The following is a 20,199-nucleotide window of genomic DNA, read 5'->3' as shown; positions in this document are numbered from 1 at the left end:
AAAACAAAAGAACTATTAACTCGATTTATTCTTTTTCATTCGATAAACAGCATATCCAATTCCTGCAACAAGGATATATGGAATTGCCATTAAATAAACTATTCCATCATTTACAGCTGCCGCTTTCGTTGTATTTCCTTCGCTGGTCAATGCAGCACGACACATAGCACATTGTGCATTTGCTGATAGCGAAAAGAGGTTGAAAACAAGTATTAACAATAAAGAAAAAAGGCAGGATTTTCCATTTTTTTTTACTTTTCTTGGAGCTTCAACGGCTTTAATTTTGTTTCTTAAATCTTTAGTATACATAATATGGTGAAATCATTAAATAAACAACTACTCCCGTTATGGCAACATACAACCAAATTGGAAAAGTAATTTTGGAGATTTTTTTATGCTTATCAAAATTTTCTGCCAATGCTCTAACATACGTTATTAAAACCATAGGAATAATGGCAATTGACAAAATAATATGTGTAATTAATATAAAGAAATAAACGTATCTAATTATTCCTTCTCCACCAAATTTTGTCGAATCAGAAGTCATGTGATACGCCACATACATGACAAGAAAAGCAACAGATAGAGCAATAGCCGAAGTCATTAACCTTTCATGAAGTTTTCTTTTACCGTTTTTAATAGCTATAACTGCAACGATTAAAACTATCGCTGTAATTCCATTGGTAGTCGCATATATTGGCGGCAAAAATGAAAGTGGTTCTACATTATATCCAAAATCTTTTAGTTTTACTCCAAAAAGTATGGCAACTACTACTGGTATTAAAATTGAAACTGCTATAATGAACTTACTAAATTTCTTCTCTAACGAATTATTCTCCATTCTTATTCTTCTAATAAAATATTAATATCTTGTTGAATGTTTCTTACTCCTTTTTTATCCAAACCATCATAATATAAAATTGGATTTCCAAAATCATCATTTCTACAACGGATATTTCCATTTTTATCAATCAATGCAAATAATCCTGAATGTTCAAAACCACCGGCAACTTTTTTATTTTCACCCGCATAAAGGTTAAAACCTTTATTGGCTAAATTAAAAATATAGGCTTTATCTCCGGTTAAAAAATTCCAATTGGAGGATTTTACTCCCAAAAGATTCGCATGTTCTTTTAAAATTTTTGGAGTATCGTGTTCTGGATCAATAGTAATTGAGACAATTCCAAAATTAGGATTACCAAAAAAATTCTTTTCTAAAACCAACATACTTTCATTCATTTTTGGACAAATAGTAGGACAAGTCGAAAAGAAAAATTCTAATACATACACTTTTCCTTTGTAGGTTTCATTAGTAATCTTCTTATTGTCTTGGTTTACTAACTCGAATTTAGGCGCAGGTCCTATCTTAATTAATTGACCTTCTTTTGCAGTCGCAGGATTAACACTGTCTAGTCTATCCCCTTGAACTACTTTATCGTTTTTAATTCTCTCTACTATTTTTGGAACAGCGTAAATCCCAAAAATCAAAATAATAAAAGAAATTCCTATGTATGATTTATTTTTGAACATAAAATATTAAATTTTTCTGGTGGCGTTATTGTTCTTTTTAAGAGCTGCACGATATTCGTAAAGTATAACTTTAAAATCATCAAGCATTTCGTTACTCAACTCCGCCGGATGAAATGTATTGTAGCCTTCTTTAGTATCTTTCACCAGTTTTCGACCGCGAAGATTTCGTTTTTTATCAATAATGTAGACTTTTGGCGTACCAGAATTCTCATCTAATTTCTCTACCAATTTCAATTGATCATAATAAGTGGCAATCTCTTCTGTTGAAGCGAATACAAAGCGCCATTGAGCAACATCAGTAAAAGCGCCTAAAGCATCGACCACTTTTTTAGCATCTTTTTCAGTTCCAGTTGGACAAATCATCACAAACTGAACATCTTTGAACTCATGATACCTTTGATAAATTTTTTGATTTAAATTGAAAAGATTCCCTCTATTTTTTAAAAGCTCAGTGCCCATAAAACCGAGAATCGTTACTTTGCCATTCAAACTAACTTTTTGACCGTCTAAAGATTGCCAATTACCCAGATCAGCTGTATTAGGAGTTATTGTTGGTAATTTAGTAAATCCGTTGACACCTGAAGCAAAAAAAAGGTAGGCAACTATGGGTAAAATAAAAAGAACGAAAAGGACAATATTTTTTTTCATTGTAATAATACTATTAAAGTACAAAAATAAAAAAAGGTACGCAATGCGTACCCTTTTATTGAATTAATATCTTGTTAAAAATTCCATTTAATCGTAGAATTCTTAAAAACCTCATAAATATAATCCCCTTCTGTCAAAAGAATGAAGAGTAAATATAATATCAGAAAAATTACTGGAAAAACAACTGCACTTCTTAAAGAACTTTTTTCACCTTCCATGTGCATAAATGCATATACAATGTAATAGGCTTTAAAAATAGTAAGAGCATAGAATATCCAATTAAGTAAGTTCATACTTAAAAAATCATTCATGAAAAGAAAATCTGGTTTCAAAATACCCAAATAAACTTCTACTACTGTAACGGCAGATAATATTCCGAAAACTTTCCAGATTCTACCTATATTAGATACGTGTTCGTGTGACATGATAATTACTTTTTGAAAATTAAACTAGATAGAAAACTGTAAATACAAATACCCAAACTAAATCGACAAAGTGCCAATAAAGACCCACTTTTTCTACCATTTCATAACTTTTTCTTTTCTCATAAGTTCCAATTAACACATTGAAAAATATGATAATATTTATGATTACTCCAGAAAAAACGTGGAATCCGTGAAATCCAGTGATAAAGAAAAAGAAGTCAGCAAATAATTTACTTCCGTATTCGTTTCTTTTCAAGTTTGCGCCTTCAACAACATAATGTGCTTGACTCAATCTTGCTTCAGACTCTTCTCTTGAAAGGATCGTTTTCTTCTTCTCTTTGGTTATAACCTCAGTTCTGATCAAAAGTTCAGGATGTGCTTTGAAACCCGCTTGAACTTCAGCAACTGAATAAGAAGGCAAACTTGGTTCATCCATAAACCATTTTCCTTTACTTCTTGTCAATTGTTCTCTTTCTTCAGGTAAAACAGCCGCAAACTCAGCTAAAGCAACACGGTTACCGTCTTTATCCACAAACTGAAGTAAACTTCCTCCTTTTGTTTCAATAGCTCCGTATTCTCCCTTGATGAAATTTTTCCATTCCCATGCTTGAGATCCTACGAAAATCAAACCACCGATAATGGTTAAGAACATGTAAAGAACTACTTTGTTCTTTTTCATTTGATGACCTGCATCAACAGCCAAAACCATTGTTACAGATGAAAAAATCAAAATAAAAGTCATTAATGCCACATAATACATCGGAGCAGAAACGCCGTGCATAAATGGGAAGTGAGTAAACACTTCATCGGCCAATGGCCAAGTTTCAATAAATTTAAATCGAGAAAAACCATACGCCGCCAGAAATCCAGAGAACGTTAAAGCATCTGATACGATAAAAAACCACATCATTAATTTGCCATAACTTGCTCCCATTGGCTCATTGCCGCCTCCCCAAGTTTTTTCTTCACTATTTGCAGTAGTAACTGTCGCTTCCATAAAAGTTATTCGTTAAAAAGTTCCCAAATTTACGTTTTTTTCTTATTTAAAGAAATATAAAAACAAAAACAAATAAACCCATAATAAGTCAAGAAAGTGCCAGTACATTGCACCTAGTTCAATTCCAAGGGTTTGAGATGAATTGTATTTTTGTTTAAAATGATTATAAATTATAATTAGAAGTGAAATCACGCCACCAGCAAGGTGAATCAAGTGCACAACCGTAACAACGTATAAAAAAGTAGTGGTTATTGAGCTTCCACTTCCGGTGAAATAATACCCATTATCCACTATTTGCCCAAATCCTACGAACTGTAAAATTACAAACAATATTCCTAGAACTAATGTCGTCAAAAGAAAAATTGTCGTTTTACTTTGATTGTTTTTTTGAATTGCTTTTTTAGCCAAATGAAAAGTAACACTACAACCTATTATTGCTGCTGTACTGTAATAAAATGCTATTGGCAATTGAAAATCCTTCAACCAGTCAGCTCTTGACTTACTCACTACAAAAGCACTGGTAAGACCAGCAAACATCATAGTCATACTTACCATTGCAAACAACAAAATCAACTTATATGATCTGGCTGTTCTGGATTTTTGTTCCTCAGTTGTCATTATCATCTCCATAACTATCTTAAAAATTTATCAAATATATAAACCAATTGTAATAATGTAATATAAGAAACGCTAACTAGCATTAAAGTTCTGGCCGCTTTTGCAGTTCTTAATTTATATAATCGAACAGCATAAAAAAGCATCCATAATCCCAGTAAAAATACAACAATAGCAGCAATTGGCGTCATATATAATCGCCCTGTATAACCCAAAACTGGTAAAAGCGACGCTAAAATCAACCAAACCGTATACAAAATAATCTGTAAGGCTGTTCCTTTGTCTTTTTTACCTGTAGGCAACATAAAGAAACCTGCTTTCTCATAATCTTCATACAAGAACCATCCAATTGCCCAAAAATGTGGGAATTGCCAAAAGAACTGAATTAAAAATAAGGTCCCTGCTTCTATTCCAAATTCTCCTGTTGCCGCAACCCAACCCAACATAAAAGGAATTGCTCCAGGAAAAGCCCCCACAAAAACAGACAGTGAAGTCATCGTTTTTAAAGGAGTATAAACGCTTGTATATAAAAATATAGAAATGGCGCCAAACATAGCCGTTTTTGGATTGATTGTATAAAGTAACACAATCCCAACAATCGTTAAAAAACTCGCAATAATCAAAGCCGTAGCCTGAGACATTCTGCCAGCTGGAACGGGACGATTTTTCGTTCTATCCATCAAAGCGTCCAAATCTTTTTCAATAACTTGATTAAAAGCATTTGATGCTCCTACCATACAATAGCCACCAACTGCCAATTTCAGCAAAACCATCCAATCCAATGAATGCAAATCATAAATCCCAAGCATAAATCCCGCGATAGACGAAAACACAACACTAATAGCTAAACGTGCCTTAGTGATCTCTCGGAAATCAATATAAATGGATTTTAATGAAAATGTATTTTGTGTTGCGTTCAATACTAGAGTTTGTTTGTTTTGAAAAACTTTTGCAAAAGTAGTGTATCAAAAGGGATTTGACAAAAAACAATTCACAAAATATTTTTAAAGCAAAATCTAGGCAAAAAAATTATACTATTTTAAAACTATCCTTTTCTGAACTCAGCTGCTTCATCAAATAAACCAATTCTTTTTCACAGTCTCCTTTGTCATTTCCCCAAAGAAACCATGATTCCTTATATCCTTTTTAACTTTGACTTTTTGTATTTATTTAACCAAATTATAAATCCAGTAACAGGTAGGGAAGCACAAACAAGAGCACCAAAAAAAGCTAAAATCTTAGTATAAATCCCTCCAATACTCCCAACGTGTAAGTCATAATTCAGAGAAGTGACACGGCTTCCGAGCTGTAAATTATCCGAAGTTTTTAATTCCTCAACTTGCCCGTTTTTTTGATTGAAATAATACCAGTAAAAAACACCTGTCCTATTTTTTTCAATCCTTACTTGAATGTCTTGCGGTTCAGAAATGTCTTTTTGTATTCGAATCGAAAGTTGATCTGCATTAGAATGCTGTGCTAAAACATAATTCAATCCGTTATCCAAAACCGTAGTAGCTGTTTGTGGTATAAATGGCAATGAAAGCTTTTGTTTTTCTTTACTATCTAAAGCATTCAATTGATTGGAGACCATTTTTTTAAAAGCTGGAAAAGCAAATACTAAACCTGTAAAAGCAAATAACAAAGCGACCAATAAACTATAAAACCCTAAAACATTATGCAAATCATAATTAAGTCTTTTGCTTTTGGCTTTAAAATTTATCGAAAAACTATCTTTGATTGTTTTAGGTTTCCATTTTTTAGGCCACCACAAAACAATTCCGCTAAGACACAAAATAGCAAAAAAGATTGTAGAAAAACCCACCACAACATGACCGTATTTCTGCCCTAAAAGCAAATTCATATGCAACTGAAGAACAATCTGAAAAAAATTTGTTTTGGTGTTTTCAACCACTTGTACATTTCCCGTATAAGGATTTACAAATACCCGTTTATAATACGTAAAATAATCAGAGTAAAAAAAAGCTTCTTTATTCGTTTTTATAGCTCTAAAAACCCAAGTTCGATTTTCCTGCGGAAAAATATCAACACGGCTTATTTTTTCCCCTGGATTTAATTTTTTTTCAGCGATACTAACAAGTTTGCATAACGCAATCGTTTTGGAAGGCTGTAGATTCGGCTTTTCAATAAAAAATTTTTCAGGATGAGTCATAAGCTGTAACTCATCCTGAAAAACATTAAGACATCCCGTAAGACTGACAATTAAAACTACAAGTCCTGAAAGCAAACCCAACCATTTATGCAACCATAAAAGTTTTTTCTTGACCATTTTTAAAATTTATAACGCAAATTTAAACTCGTTGTCATACCATTTCCAACTACATATTCTGCAGCTAAAGCACGATACTGACTTACTGTTGGGTAATAATAATTGTTTAACAAATTTTCTACTCCTAAATTTAATGACCAATTTTCATTAAACGAATAGCTTCCTGCAAAATTCACTAAATTCACAGTCAAAATAGGCCCTTCACTATTATTATACCTTCCATTGCTATTTAGTGCAAAACGATCACGAGAACCTGTATTAACCCAAGATAATTGCAAATTCCAATCAGAAGTAGGTTTGTAAGTAACAAAACCCGTTGCCTTAGGTGGAGCAATACGCGATCCGTTAAGGTAAACAGTACTTCCATCATCAAATTCAGCTTTTCCTTCAACATAAGAATAACTTCCACCAAGGTTAAGCTTATTAGAAAATCTATAATCTAATGTTATTTCATATCCTTTAACTTTTTCAGGTTCACGTTGCGCCACTAAATAACCACCTACATCAACCAAGTTCGCTCCTAATTTTGAAGTACTGATATAATAAGCTGCTGTTAAATTAAAATTGTAGAATTTACTTGAAAAACCCGCTTCGTAATTATTTGTAATAATAGGATCTGTTTCTAAACTTGCAATGGTATTCTCATTCGCTCTTCGTAAAATTCGACCTAATTCATTAATAGCAAATGCCTGAGAAAAACTCACAAATGGATTAAAAACCTCATATTTATTAAATCGTAAACCAGCATTAAACATCGTAGCATTATATGGAATTTTACCGCCTTCTACAAAAATACTACCTGCATTATTTGCTCCTGTTGCAATAGTATTATAATCTTTAACACGAACTGTTGCATTTTCATAACGAATTCCTCCTTTGAAAATTAAATTTTCCAAAACATCCATTTTCAATTGTGCATAAGGAGCAATATTTAACATATCCATTTTCGGAATATACACACATCCATCAACCAAATCTTGATAAGTAACATCATTCAATACATCAATACCATAAGTAATTTCAGAAGGTAACGAAGCAATTGTAAAAGGGGTGTTCAAATTAATTCGCGTTCCATTTTTATTCGAATTAATCATTGTTTGTCCTGGACCAAACCAAGCAGTTCCAGCAGTTACATAACGATTCATTGATTGAAAAGAATTCAAATAAGCTGACACATCCAATTGTGTGGTTTTAAATAAATTATTTTTCGAAAAGGTAAACATGAAATTGTGGTTATATGGCGTTCCTGCTTCTTTACCAGGTTCTGTACCTCGAACTCCAATTGTTGGAGTTTGCCCATACACACCCGCTTGGCTAATATATTTGGCTTTTTGAGTACTGCCATAAAAATTGTACACTACGCTGAAATTAGTATTTTCGTCCATATCGTAACCTAATTTCACAAAAGCATTAGCCTGATGTGAATTAGACAAACCATCTGTTTGCCCTAAAGGAACTCCTTTAGCATCTCTTTGAAGTCCTGTGTAATCATACGATCCTCCAAGAACATAACTAAATTTGTCTTTTCTTCCATTAAAAAATTGCGAAATACGATAACCAAAGGTTTCTTTACTATTAAGCGGATTAAATGTTGTCCCCACTGTAGTTACTCCTCCAAAACTATTATTCAAAGGACTTTTTTTAGTAATATAATTGATAATACCACCCCCTGAACCATTTCCATAAATAGAAGTAGCTCCTTTAATTACCTCAATACGTTCAATTGCATTTGCATCAATAGCGCGTATATCACGGGAACCGTTCATCAAAGGTGTCGATTGCGGAATTCCGTCTATCAAAACCAAAACTTGTCTTCCACGTAAAGTTTGCCCCGAGTTGGTCGCTTTATTGGTTGCAGTACCTAATCCAGGAATAACGTTTCCTAAAATAGACGACAAATTGCTATTAATACTGCTTTGTTGTTGTATTTCTTTCTGATTCATTATGGTTACCGAAGAAGGAATCGTAGCAATATTCTCTTGTTTTCTACCAGCAGTGATTACTACTTCTTGAAGTTGATTTTCCTCATTCAAAACAAGTGTAATCGTGCTTTGTTCTTCTAAATTGGAAAAAGTATAAGAAAGAGATTGGTAATTTTGAGCCGAAATTAAAATGGTTTTATTTTCAATTTGAGTATTCAAAATTGACGCTTCACCAGAAAGATTTGTTGTGGCAATTATTTTATTGTTTGATGAAATTGAAGCATTGGCAATTGGTTTTTTTGATTCATTTTCAATTTTTAAGCGTAGTGATTGTGCATTCAAATTTGTGGTAAATAACACTAAAAGAGGCAATAGAAAAAGTAATTTTGAATTCATTTTTAAAATATTCATCAAGGACATTATCTAGTTATTTTTATTTAGACTGATTCTTGACAAAGATACTGCTATTCTATTTTTATTTACAACAAATAGTTGAAAAATCTTTTTTTTCTTATATTTCATTAGATTTTACTTTCAGTTTTGTAGTCATTGAAAACCAACTATAACAATCTTAACTTTGCCATCTCAAATTCACCAAAACAAAAAGTGCCACAACTCTAATGAATTGTGGCGCTTTATTATTTTCTTTCTATTGTACTTAATTATTAATAATCAAAATACCAATTAAAAATATCAGCTCTCAATCCTAAAGTAAACCAATTAGTGCTTTCAGTGAAAGTTGTCTCGGTGTTTTTTGTAGGATCAAAACTTCTATAAATATAACTTCCAAAAAGCTTCAGGTTCGTCGACGGATTCACTAAATAACCACCTTGAAAATCAGCAATAAAAACAGCCGTTTTATTTCCCTGCCCCACTTTTACACCACTATCAAATGGTCTTTTTTCGTCGTAATCTTTATAGATATTTCCTCCGTAATTGAAGCTGTCTTCGGCAGTATCAAAATCCAGTCCTCTAGTTCCCACAGTAACTTTTGCATCAGCAAAAAGCCTTCCTTTATGATAACGGGCAATAGCAATAAATTCCTTGAAATTTCCTCCCCATTGATGTCCTATACTCTGATTGTTATGGGCATAATTTGTGATTGGCATACTATGAGAATACACATAAGGACGCACGTGATTGTATTCTAATTGCAACAGTAAATTGTCAACTTTGAAAGCGTTATAATACTTAACACCTAACTGATAACCGTACTTATTTTTCCAACTATTGTCTCTTTCTTTGATGTCTCCAAGAGAAAACTCATCCAGAATAAACTGTCCGTAGAAATTAATTTGATTACTCCATTTATACTTAAAAGTCAATCCCAAAACAGCATTTCCACTTCTTGCCGAAGAAGCAAATTCAACCGAGCGATAAAATATAATTGGATTCACAAAATTCACATCAAATCCCCTGTCATTCGTATTGGTCCAAATCACCGATTCGAAGAAACCAAGATTCAGTTTATTCGAAACATTCCAACTCAAATAATGATTTGCCATAAACTTTGTAGCATACGTTCTTTCTAATGTCACCTCAGGACGAACATCTTTGAGCCACATGTAGGTATTGGTATATTTAATTTTCCAAAAATTAGTATTCAATTTAAAATAAGGGTACGGACTGGCACCATCACTTTCTAACAAAGAACGATATCCATCCCCAATAAAATTTCGGCCATAACCCAATTGCAAATCAAGATATTTACTAGGTGTAAAAGTCAAATTGGCTTCAGCCAAAGGAAAATCATACGCATCCGTCTTAAATTCTTTTGCAATTCCTATCCCAGGAATAATAGCAGGATTTCCTCCCGCCGGCTTGATGGATTCTGCATAACGATTAAAGTAATCCGCAAAACGCCCTTGACTTTCAAAAACCGTGGTAGAAAAGTTAAGCTGCTTGCCCAAACCTCCTCTAAAATTGATTCCTCGTGTATTTACGTATGTATAAGACGCCTCACTTTTTGAAGCTTTACCAACCTGCAAATCAAGTATAGGATTTAGCGTAAACCAATATCCTTCGCCCTGAATTTCTACCATACTCTCATTCCATAATTTTCTTGCCCACCAGCCTGAAGCTTTCTTTTTTATCTTTTCATTAACGGCTTTCAGGTCATAATATTTCGAAACCTCAGCATACGTATATGGTTTTGATGCCGTATGGTTATTACTTCCCACTTGATTTAAAGAACCATCAAATTGTGCGTAATAACTATGCGAAAAAGGAACATTCAAATGACTTTCAAACTCCGGTTTAGTAAATTTTTTATATACAATACTATCCAATTCCGTAAGTTTCGGTTTATTATTTGAAACGATTTCGGCCTTCGCCAAAGCCTCGGCTTCAAGTTCTGCTCTACTTTTCAAGGGTATGGTAATCGCAATAGTAAACTTGGAGTAGGTAGGTTTTCCGTTATAGGTTGACGGTTCTATTTTTGGAAATGCACTAAAAACCCTTTTTGTTTCTTTTATCAATGCTTCATCAACAGCATCAACATAAATCACTTTAAAAACACCATTACTGTCCACTTCAAAAAGGACTTTTACATTCCCTTGAAAATTATTTTGTTTTAAATTATCCGGAACTTGAAAATTTTGAAAAACAAAATCCTGAACTTGATTGTAAAAACAGCTTTCTAAAACTTTAGATTGTAGATTTACACAATCAGGAAAAACAGGAAATCGCTCCGCCGAATTGCCAGATTGTATTGAAGCAGTATTTAAATCTTGAGAATATGTAAAAAAGGAGTACGAAAATAAAAATAAAGCCAACAACCCTTTTTTCATGTTTATATTTTTTGTGAATTTAATATTCATTATGTGAATTTTGTCCGTTAGCAATACTTTTTGCGCCTGATGTACCTATTCTTTTCACTCCTAATTGAATCATCTTAACTGCTTCTTCATAAGTTCTCACACCCCCAGCAGCTTTCACCGGAAGAGGCGAAGCGTTTTCAAGCATCATCATTATTGAAGGAATAGTAGCGCCGTTTGGCAAATTATTTTCTGTTTTATAAAATCCTGTCGAAGACTTCACAAAAACCGAAGCGAAAAGTTCTTGTTTAAAATTAGAAACGATTACATTTTTTATCAAACTTGACAACTGGATAATTTCCTTATCACTTAGAGCCGCGACTTCAATAATCCACTTTACAACCTTATTATTACCTAAACCTAATTGGGTACATTTCAGAACTTCCTCTTTTACTAACTCTACTTCTCCTCTTTTGAAAGCTTCATAATTGCATACAAAATCTAAATCATCAGCACCGTCATGTATTGCCTGAAGAGCTTCACTAAGCTTACTTTCTAATGACGATTTACCTTCCGGAAAATCAATTACAGTTCCTATTGACACCACCGAATTTGCCTCAACAATCATTTTTTTTGCCAATGAAACCATATTAGGACGAATCATAATAAGCTTAAAATGTTCCTCGATGGCTTCTTGGATAAATCCTTTGACTACCAAAGTATTTTCTTTTTCGCTTAGTCCCGCTTGTTCTGCCGTTTTCAAATAGGTAGAATCTAAATATTGTTTAATATTCATGCGCTTTGATTTCTTAATTAGAGTAGATTATGACGCACAAAAATACATTTTATATGAACATAAGTTTACTATAAAATTTCACTATTTTGTATTTTTAACGCTAGAACTAAAGTTTTTACATGCTTTTAAAAAAAAGACCAACCAAACTAAATAAACATTCCTGTTTATGAATACTATAAATGAAAAAGTCCCACCAAAGTGGGACTCTATTTAAATTGAATTTTATCTGAATTTTGTTTTTAAATCAAATAAAATAATAACTGCTACTCCTAAAATTGCACCAGATAAATTTGCTAAAACATCAAATACATCTGCATGCCTGGTAATGGTAAATGATTCTTGCGCTATTTCTATACCTATTCCAAAAAAAACAGAAAACAGAAAAGAAATTATTATGGGTTTTAAGCTGTTTATCGCATTTGTATATTTTTGAAAAAACAAAAAACAAAGTACCGTTAAAACAAAATGAAAAAAGACATGCACTAATTTATCTAGATTTGAAACCTCTCCCAGTGGAACATTATTCAGTTGAACTAAACAAAAAAAAGCAATAACTCCAGCCCATAATAAAGCGGCCAAAAAATAGAGTTGTTTAGGCACCAATAAGTTCTTTGTATGATTCGCTTGACAATAAATCATCTACTTCTGCCATATTTGCAATTTTTATTTTGATCATCCATCCAGCTCCATAAGGATCAGAATTAACACTTTCAGGAGTACTTTCAAGAGCGTCATTGAAAGCAATAATCTCACCTGTTAACGGAAGGAACAAATCAGAAACGGTTTTAACTGCTTCTACTGTACCAAAAACCTCATCTTTGTCTAAAGTCTGGTCTAAAGTTTCAACTTCAACATATACGATATCTCCTAATTCTTTTTGTGCAAAATCAGTGATTCCTACAGTTGCTGTATCGCCATCAATACTAACCCATTCGTGATCTTTAGTGTACTTTAAATTTACTGGTATGTTCATATAAATTGTAATTGATAATTATTTATTGATAATTTAAATTTTATGCCACAAATGTAATAATCTTCTATTCAAAATTGTTGCCTTTTAGAAAAATTAATTCCCAAAATTATAACGAAGTGTGATTCCGGAACGAACATTTGTCAACGGAAAAGAAGTAGATATTACTGCTTTTGAAAAAGAGTGATCATAGTAGAAAATAGCCGTAAGGTTTTTACTAAAAGCATAATCTGCTTTGACCGTCAAAGACCATATATTTTGTCCTCCTGCTAATTGATTGTTATCGTAATCCAAATATCTTACAATCGTCTGATTGTTTCTATAGGTCACATCTGCTTTCAAATTGATGTCACTTTTTATTATTCCTGTTGGATTGTCCGCCAGTCTGGAAGAGAAAATTACGTCTTTGAAACGATAACCCAGTCCTACCACATATTCTATCCCTTTAACTTCTGTCAACAAATTATTATCAAAACTCATTGACAATGCTCTGTCTTTTTTGATTTCGGCCAATACTTTTAATGAGCTTTTCAATTCAAAATCCATTCGTAACAACGGATTAAATTGTTCCACCAAATTTATATTTGACATTATGGTTTGATTGAAAAAATTACCACTTACATCCTTTCCATCAGGGTCTTTGTCGTATTCAAAATTTGATCTAAACGCATTTATCGTGTAAGAAGCTCTATAATTATGTTGCAAAGAGAAACGTTTGAAATTCTTTTTAAAGAGTCCATAACGCATCAAGCCATTGTATTTTATCGACCAGTTTGGAATCGGGAAGTTTCTAAAAATACCGAGAGAAACATCCGAAGCATTTCCGCCTGAGTAAGCCGCTAAAAATGCAGGCAACAATACTGCTTGATTATTTTTTCCATACCCTATCGGAAATCCATCTGGGTCTAAATTACCTGGATTATTGACATCAATTCCTCGTTGTGTAGCTAATCGATTGGCTACCGTAAGTCTGTTAATTCTAAAATCATCAAATGCAACCGATGAATTTTCATCACTAGTCGAAAACGAAGTTTTTATCAACACCGTAGAAATTGAAAAAATACCTGTATCATATGGAGATCTAGGATTATAAACCCCATCAGTAACATCATATTGTTCTGAGGAATTTTCAGAATAAGCGCGGTCTAATGTCAAATCAATTTTTAAATCCGGCAACAAATCTACATTTGCAGTAGCCTTAAATAATTTATTGGTAACCTGAGAAAAATTTTGGTTAAAATCAGGATAGTTTGTTAACCAACCATTTTTTGCAGCTTCATATCGTACATCGTCTTGTGCTCCAAAAATAAATCCTAACGACGGTCTTGATGAACCAAGAAATCCTACACTTGGAGTATATCCTGGTAAAACCGTACCACTGTTATAGGTGTAATTCATTTGGATGTTTTTAATACTGGTTAAAACACCTATGAAACCATCTACGAATTCATTATTTTTTGGTACTTGATTAGCATTTGTATTTACTATTTTCTCACCTGGTTTTGGAGCAGTTGCTTTAGGTTTTGGGACTGTTTTATTTGCGTTTTTTGTAAGTCCTAAATATTTATACAACATATCCATATTGAAAGTTGCATTCAAATTGTTTGAACTCGCATTTTGAATCGTGTTCCCTAAATTATAACTGTTTCCTTCAATTTCTATTTGAGACAATGCATTAGAAGTACGTTGCCAGCTATAGTCTCCAGTATAGGAATAATTAGCTTTGACAAAACTAAATAATGGAATTTTATTGATTGGAATTTCATAATTCACAACCAATTGCTGCATGTGCTGATTTGGATCTCCAATATCCCAATAACTGTCCCAAATTGTAAAAGTATCTATCGGCTCATTATCTTCATTCAAATAATTTTTTACAATATTACTGGAAGATGCCGTATAATTTAGTTTCAAAGATTTAGTCAAATTATAATTAAATCCATATTGATAATTGAAAGCAAAATTTCTTCGATACAAAGGATCCAGTCCAATTCCTTCCACATCTACCTGTCTAAATTGCTGACGGTTGTACTGTCTGATGATATTAGTATTAAATGAAATATTTGAAGGCAAATAATTAAAATTGAAATCGCTTAACAATTTCCAATAATTACTTTTTTTCATAAATTTTGTCTTCTTGAAAGGCTCTACTGATTTTGGTTTAAAAGTATAAGCATAATCCACCGATGAATTTACCTGTTGGTCTACATAATCTTCAATTTCAAAATCATGTCTTTCCACTTCATTAAAAGATTGAGAGAAAGTAAAGTTCTCCGGATCGTATACGTGTTGTTTTTGTTCTGGACTTCTGTCTTTTCTAACCCCAATGAAGTTTATACTTTTACGTTTTGTATAATCAATGGCTCTTTTTTCAATATTGTCTTTTTCGTTCTGATTAGCCGTATTAGCAAGCAATTGTTTTAGTTTTATGTCTTGATTAAAAGGATCATATTCCGGAGTTATAGTCTCCTCGCCAATAGCATAATTGAAAGGCAGATTAATTTGCCATTTTGGAGGTAATAATTTACCAAGATTCACATTGGTCACAATACTATATTGCTCTGTATCCTCACGGTTTCTTTCGTTTGGTCCTTGTTCTAAAGTTCCAAAACCAATAGTACTTTTTTTACCTGAAGCAGAAACTGTAGCAAAATCAGCTAAATTTGTATCTACATTCAACACAGCTGCCATTCCGCCTTGATTATCCATATCAGCTAAGCGTAATTCATTAAACCACACTTCTCCTTTGACATCATTTCGGGATTCATTGTTTTTTAAACCAACCATCAGCGTACGCACTAATCCAAAATTAGGATTTCCTTTTATACCCAATCGCAACCTATCACTTCCGTCACCTTCAGTATTTGCCGGATCATTATCCGGATAATAAATACCATCCAAAGGCAATGTACTTGGATTAATACTCATTGCGAGAATCTTCAATTTTGTCAATAAAGCCAATGACAAATCAATCTCATTTTCCTCAGGCCAAACTTCCTCAGCACTCAAAGGAGAACAATCTGTATTTGAAGCAGAAGATGGACTCGTCACTTTTAAAGGGATTTCAATTTGATAGAAATTTTGAGTAAAGTCATTACCAAAACGAATGAATCCAACCATTTGATTGTCTTGAAGCACAACTTCATTTGGCAATGATTCTGCGTGTAAAAACATTTTCAGTTTCTTGAATTGACGCATATCAATACTTACATTTTTAAAAACTGCTCTGGAATCTTCTGGTTCTAATCCGTTTCCAGAAACCCTCAATGCTAACGACTGCTCATTTTGATTGATAACCGTATTATTGTTATATAGTTGTTCCCGCTGTACTCCTGGAGGAACAATATAATTTATTGGACATCTCTCATTATTTTCCTGAACATTAACCGCTAAAACATCTAGATTAGTACCATCATCAGCAACATTAGTATCGTTAAAATCAAGTGTATTCGTATATCGTCTCCATTCTCCTCTTACCAAATCTAGGGCACCAAAACGAACGGTTACTTCTTCACTAAAACCTGTCATAAACATTCTCATGAAACGTATAGATCTAAAATCAGAAATGTTTCCTATGGTATTTTCAGGTTGTGAAACCGGTATTTTAAACTGCAACCATCTCGCATCTGTAGTCGAGCCATCCGGCAAAGTCACTTGGGTATTTCTTATATCAGTAATATAATTTTGCCCCACATTCATGTTTGGCTGAACATCAATACTGTATTCGTAATACGCATTGATAGTGTTCATGGTATTATCTCTGTTGATATCCTCTACATCAGGAACGGTTGTTGATCCTCTGTTAGGGTCATTAATATCAACTGCCGAGTTGTTTTCTGTACCGTTGTAATTTTTATAACGATCTAAAACGCCACCGTCTGCATTTAAATAAAACGTATAATCATCTGCCGCTGGATCTAACTCTGAGGCGAAATTTGTATACACGGCTCCTTCATTGGCATTAGCCAAACCATCCAGACCAATATCTTGATTCGTTCTGTTTGCTACATTAGTGTCAAAAGCATAAATTAAAGATTGAGAGGCCGGAACATCTCCCCATAATGGTTGTGGATTAACTAATATCTGATCTGGTCCAAGTCCGTTTTCATATTGTTTTCTTCCATCTTTCAAAACATCTTCAGATATTTCACCTAAATTGAAATAAATTTTTCCAGTATTAGATTGTTGCACCTGACCGTTTCCTACATAAGGATCTAATACCCAAAACTGAATATATTCAACATTTCCTTGTTCGAAATTAGTCGAATTTAATGATCGCATAATTCCTCCAAAATTATCTCTTGGATTTGTAGCCGAATTCAAACTGTTATTATATGGACCTCTATCAGAAGGATAATAACTTAAATCCAATGTATTTATAACCTGAGACTGTCCTTGTGCAATATCTGTCAAAGGATACAATTCCTCACTAAAAATTCTTCTGGTATTGTTGAAAGATAAATCTTGATTTGAAATTCCTGCTGGCTTTTGAGTATAAAAAATAGGATCAATAGAATACCAAGCTAGTTTGGCTCTTTTAAATCCATAACTCAAATCATTTGCATTCGCATTGAAATCATACGTGCTCATGGTATTTCTTTCCGGTGTTGATGACAGACTCCAAGCATACGGAGAACGCATATCAATGGTAGATTGCGACCCTTCGAAATCATCAACATAAATGGTAGACTCACCTTGAAATTGATCTGCTTTTGGGGTATCTGGTTTCAAAAAAGCAATTTCTCCTCTTACAGAAAGATTAGATGGCACATCAGTATCTACATTTGGTAATTTATTAACCAATCGAGTCAAGAAAGGAACTTCGGTTGAAAAATTAGTATTAAATCCAAAAATAGTATTGTTAACTGATTCCTGACCAAAGCTTGATTTTTGAGTAAATGGTCTTTCAGTCATCTTAAGGAATGTTCCTCCAATCAAGAAATTATCCGAAATTTTATGTTCCACATTTACACCCATAAATCTTCTGGTTTGTAAACCAAAAACGGAATTATTTTCCAATGAAACTTCAATAGGCGTATTGGAAGCTTGAAGTGACGGATCTAAAATCTGCACTCTTCCCAGTTGATAATTTACACTATAATCAATTCCTTCAACTAAAACTCTTCCTGCTGCGGTAACCACAACAGAACCTTGCGGCACATTTAAAGCCCCAATTGGTATTCCGTCTCCGCCAGATGATTTATATTTTCCTCTTAATAAAAATTTATTTTTATCGCTGTCCTGCAAAGCGCCTGATTGTGTGTTTCGGTACATACTACGAAACACATATTTCTTTTGATTTTCATTATAAGAACTAGTATTGTTATAATTTTCTCCAGATCCTGTATTTGATAATTTAGAGAATAACAGTTCTCCAAATGGTTCTTTAGTTGTAAAAATGATTCTTCCGTATTGAGCATCCATCGTTAAGCCCGGCATAAAATCAAAAAAACCATCACCTCCAGCTTGAGGATCATTGTTATAATTTAATTTATCCAAGTTAAAAACTTTCAACAAAGGCGTTTCGGCAACTTCATTCTGAGGTAACGGATTCGATGGAAAAGGACTTCCCGGAACTTCAGTAATGTAATTTAAGGGAGAAGGATCCGTGTAAAGAATGTTAAATCTAAAATCCTCTTGTTTTACTTGATAAGCACCCGGAATCTGATAGATATTTTTCATCATCAAGTTCCAAACTGGGTTTTTCACATTGGTCAAATTACTTTTCAGCATTTTCAAAATCAAACTTTGAGAAATAATGGCTTGATTTGAAGGACTGTCTCCTGTGACTACTGTCGCATCCACTCCATCATTTCCAAATTCACCCACTTGATACACTTGGTCTCCAATTGTATATTGGTAAGCAACCGCCAAAACCTCATCATTAGCCAATCTTTGTTGTAATGAGATATATCCTAATTGCGCGTTATACGTGTATTCATTTGGATTCAGCTTTCGAGCATTTTCTAATTTAGAGTAATCTTGCCCTTCGCTTACAGTGGTATTAAAACCTGAGTTTGCCGTTACAATTTCACGAATATTTGGATTCAACAAACCACCACCGACTTGTATTAATTCAGGATTATATGCATTGTTTTTATTATCTGTTGGAGCATCAGGCCCTGCAATAAAAAACGGAGGACTGGCAGGAATAGGATCTAAAACAACCACTTCATTATCCGTTAAACCATTTAGTTGTGCTTCCCCTAAATCTTGAAGTGCAATAATATTTCTGAGGTTATTATTGGTAACTACTACCCTATTTTGTTTGTTGGTTACCCAAATTTCAAGTCGGGTAATTTGAACCCTACTGTCTATAAATGGATAATTTACTAATGATTTATCGTATCTGTTTCTAAAGTATTGGGATAAGAAAAAGTGTCTGTCATTATCATAATCCAATGCAAACATATCAAAATCTTGAATTGTCCCTCCGCCTTGAGCGATTAAACTTTTCGTTTGTGATTTTTGCTCAGAAAAAACTCCGGTAATAGTCGTTTTTCCAAATTGCAATTGTGTTTTTACACCAAATAAACTTTGTGCGCCTCTAATCAAAGAACTATTCAAAGGCATACTCACATTTCCTACTTCAATTTTTTGGATAATATCGTCTTCTGAAGGCGCATATTCCAACTTCATTAAATTTTGAAAAGCAAATGTTGATTGCGTATCGTAATTAGCGTTTACATTAAGTCGCGTTCCTACTTTTCCCATCAAGCTCATACTTATCCTTTGATCAAAATCAAAAGAAAGATTGGACCTGTTTCTTGGCGAAAAAGAGGGATTGTCTTGTTTTGTATAACGCATTCCTAAATCCATTTCTATAGATCCGGTAGGTTTTACATCAATGGTATTACTTCCAAAAATAGATTCAAAAAGCCCTGATTTTACATAATATCTTGGCAATAAATCTTTTTTTGCTTCTTCGCTACCTTCTTTTTTACCTTCAATAGCATCAACCTTTTTTTTGAAATAATCGCGCATTGATTCTTTCAAAACCAATTTCTCGTATTCTTTTGGCGTCAATATAATAGGATAATTGATAGAGAATCCATCAACAGAATTTGTGTAAATATACCTGTCTGTTATAGGGTCATAGGTATAAGCTGAGAGAATACTCTTTGGGTTTTTTAGCTGGACTTTTCCAATAGAAAATCCAGTTTTAACGGTATCCTGAGCTGCTTGATTTACTTGGGCTTGCGATGCAAAACCACAGAATAATACAAGCAAAAAAATACAAATTTTATGCATAC

15 protein-coding genes are annotated in these 20,199 nt (G+C 33.2%); all 15 read right to left on the bottom strand.

Going from position 1 to position 20,199, the window contains the following annotated elements; genetic code table 11:
- Nucleotides 1-15: 15 nt before the first annotated feature.
- The 15 genes from QLS97_RS04305 to sov all read right to left on the bottom strand — a co-directional run bounded on the left by QLS97_RS04305 (nt 16) and on the right by sov (nt 20,197).
- A complete protein-coding gene (locus QLS97_RS04305; RefSeq protein ID WP_282714422.1) occupies nt 16-309 on the bottom strand; it encodes a hypothetical protein in 294 nt (97 codons plus the stop codon).
- Nucleotides 299-841 carry a DUF420 domain-containing protein gene (locus tag QLS97_RS04300; RefSeq protein ID WP_282714421.1) on the bottom strand — a complete coding sequence of 181 codons (543 nt, stop codon included), beginning with the start codon at nt 839-841 and terminating at the stop codon, nt 299-301. Before QLS97_RS04300 ends, QLS97_RS04305 begins: the two co-directional genes overlap by 11 nt.
- Before the next feature lie 2 nt (nt 842-843).
- A complete protein-coding gene (locus tag QLS97_RS04295) occupies nt 844-1,530 on the bottom strand; it encodes an SCO family protein (protein ID WP_282714420.1) in 687 nt (228 codons plus the stop codon).
- A 6-nt stretch (nt 1,531-1,536) separates the two neighbouring features.
- Nucleotides 1,537-2,178, bottom strand: a complete 642-nt coding sequence (locus QLS97_RS04290) for a thioredoxin domain-containing protein (RefSeq protein WP_282714419.1) — start codon at nt 2,176-2,178, stop codon at nt 1,537-1,539.
- 74 nt (nt 2,179-2,252) lie between these two features.
- Nucleotides 2,253-2,603 (bottom strand): cytochrome C oxidase subunit IV family protein, encoded by a 351-nt coding sequence (locus QLS97_RS04285; RefSeq protein ID WP_131914990.1) that lies wholly within the window; start codon nt 2,601-2,603, stop codon nt 2,253-2,255.
- A 19-nt stretch (nt 2,604-2,622) separates the two neighbouring features.
- Nucleotides 2,623-3,600 carry a cytochrome c oxidase subunit 3 gene (locus QLS97_RS04280; protein WP_282714418.1) on the bottom strand — a complete coding sequence of 326 codons (978 nt, stop codon included), beginning with the start codon at nt 3,598-3,600 and terminating at the stop codon, nt 2,623-2,625.
- 42 nt (nt 3,601-3,642) lie between these two features.
- Complete coding sequence (locus QLS97_RS04275; RefSeq protein WP_282714416.1) at nt 3,643-4,230, bottom strand: cytochrome c oxidase subunit 3; 588 nt, start codon at nt 4,228-4,230, stop codon at nt 3,643-3,645.
- 2 nt (nt 4,231-4,232) lie between these two features.
- The gene (gene cyoE / locus QLS97_RS04270; RefSeq protein WP_282714414.1) at nt 4,233-5,135 is read right to left on the bottom strand and encodes a heme o synthase; all 903 of its coding nucleotides are present in this window, start codon (nt 5,133-5,135) and stop codon (nt 4,233-4,235) included.
- A 215-nt stretch (nt 5,136-5,350) separates the two neighbouring features.
- Nucleotides 5,351-6,502 (bottom strand): PepSY-associated TM helix domain-containing protein, encoded by a 1,152-nt coding sequence (locus QLS97_RS04265; RefSeq protein ID WP_282714412.1) that lies wholly within the window; start codon nt 6,500-6,502, stop codon nt 5,351-5,353.
- Between the two features lie 2 nt (nt 6,503-6,504).
- Nucleotides 6,505-8,820, bottom strand: coding sequence for a TonB-dependent receptor (locus QLS97_RS04260; RefSeq protein WP_282714410.1), 2,316 nt, complete (start codon nt 8,818-8,820; stop codon nt 6,505-6,507).
- Nucleotides 8,821-9,089: 269 nt separating this feature from the next.
- Complete coding sequence (locus tag QLS97_RS04255; RefSeq protein ID WP_282714409.1) at nt 9,090-11,213, bottom strand: capsule assembly Wzi family protein; 2,124 nt, start codon at nt 11,211-11,213, stop codon at nt 9,090-9,092.
- Nucleotides 11,214-11,232: 19 nt separating this feature from the next.
- Nucleotides 11,233-11,976: a deoxyribose-phosphate aldolase gene (gene deoC, locus QLS97_RS04250; protein ID WP_282714407.1), complete on the bottom strand. Its 744-nt coding sequence runs from the start codon at nt 11,974-11,976 to the stop codon at nt 11,233-11,235.
- Between the two features lie 222 nt (nt 11,977-12,198).
- Nucleotides 12,199-12,555 (bottom strand): VanZ family protein, encoded by a 357-nt coding sequence (locus QLS97_RS04245; protein ID WP_282714405.1) that lies wholly within the window; start codon nt 12,553-12,555, stop codon nt 12,199-12,201.
- Nucleotides 12,556-12,568: 13 nt separating this feature from the next.
- Nucleotides 12,569-12,949 (bottom strand): glycine cleavage system protein GcvH, encoded by a 381-nt coding sequence (gcvH, locus tag QLS97_RS04240; RefSeq protein ID WP_282714403.1) that lies wholly within the window; start codon nt 12,947-12,949, stop codon nt 12,569-12,571.
- 93 nt (nt 12,950-13,042) lie between these two features.
- The gene (gene sov / locus QLS97_RS04235) at nt 13,043-20,197 is read right to left on the bottom strand and encodes a T9SS outer membrane translocon Sov/SprA (RefSeq protein ID WP_282714401.1); all 7,155 of its coding nucleotides are present in this window, start codon (nt 20,195-20,197) and stop codon (nt 13,043-13,045) included.
- Nucleotides 20,198-20,199 lie beyond the last annotated feature (2 nt).

The sequence above is a fragment of the Flavobacterium yafengii genome (assembly GCF_030010375.1).
Lineage (GTDB): Bacteria > Bacteroidota > Bacteroidia > Flavobacteriales > Flavobacteriaceae > Flavobacterium > Flavobacterium yafengii.
The sequence above is the reverse complement of the archived record's forward strand: the minus strand, read 5'-3'. Positions and strand labels throughout refer to the sequence as shown.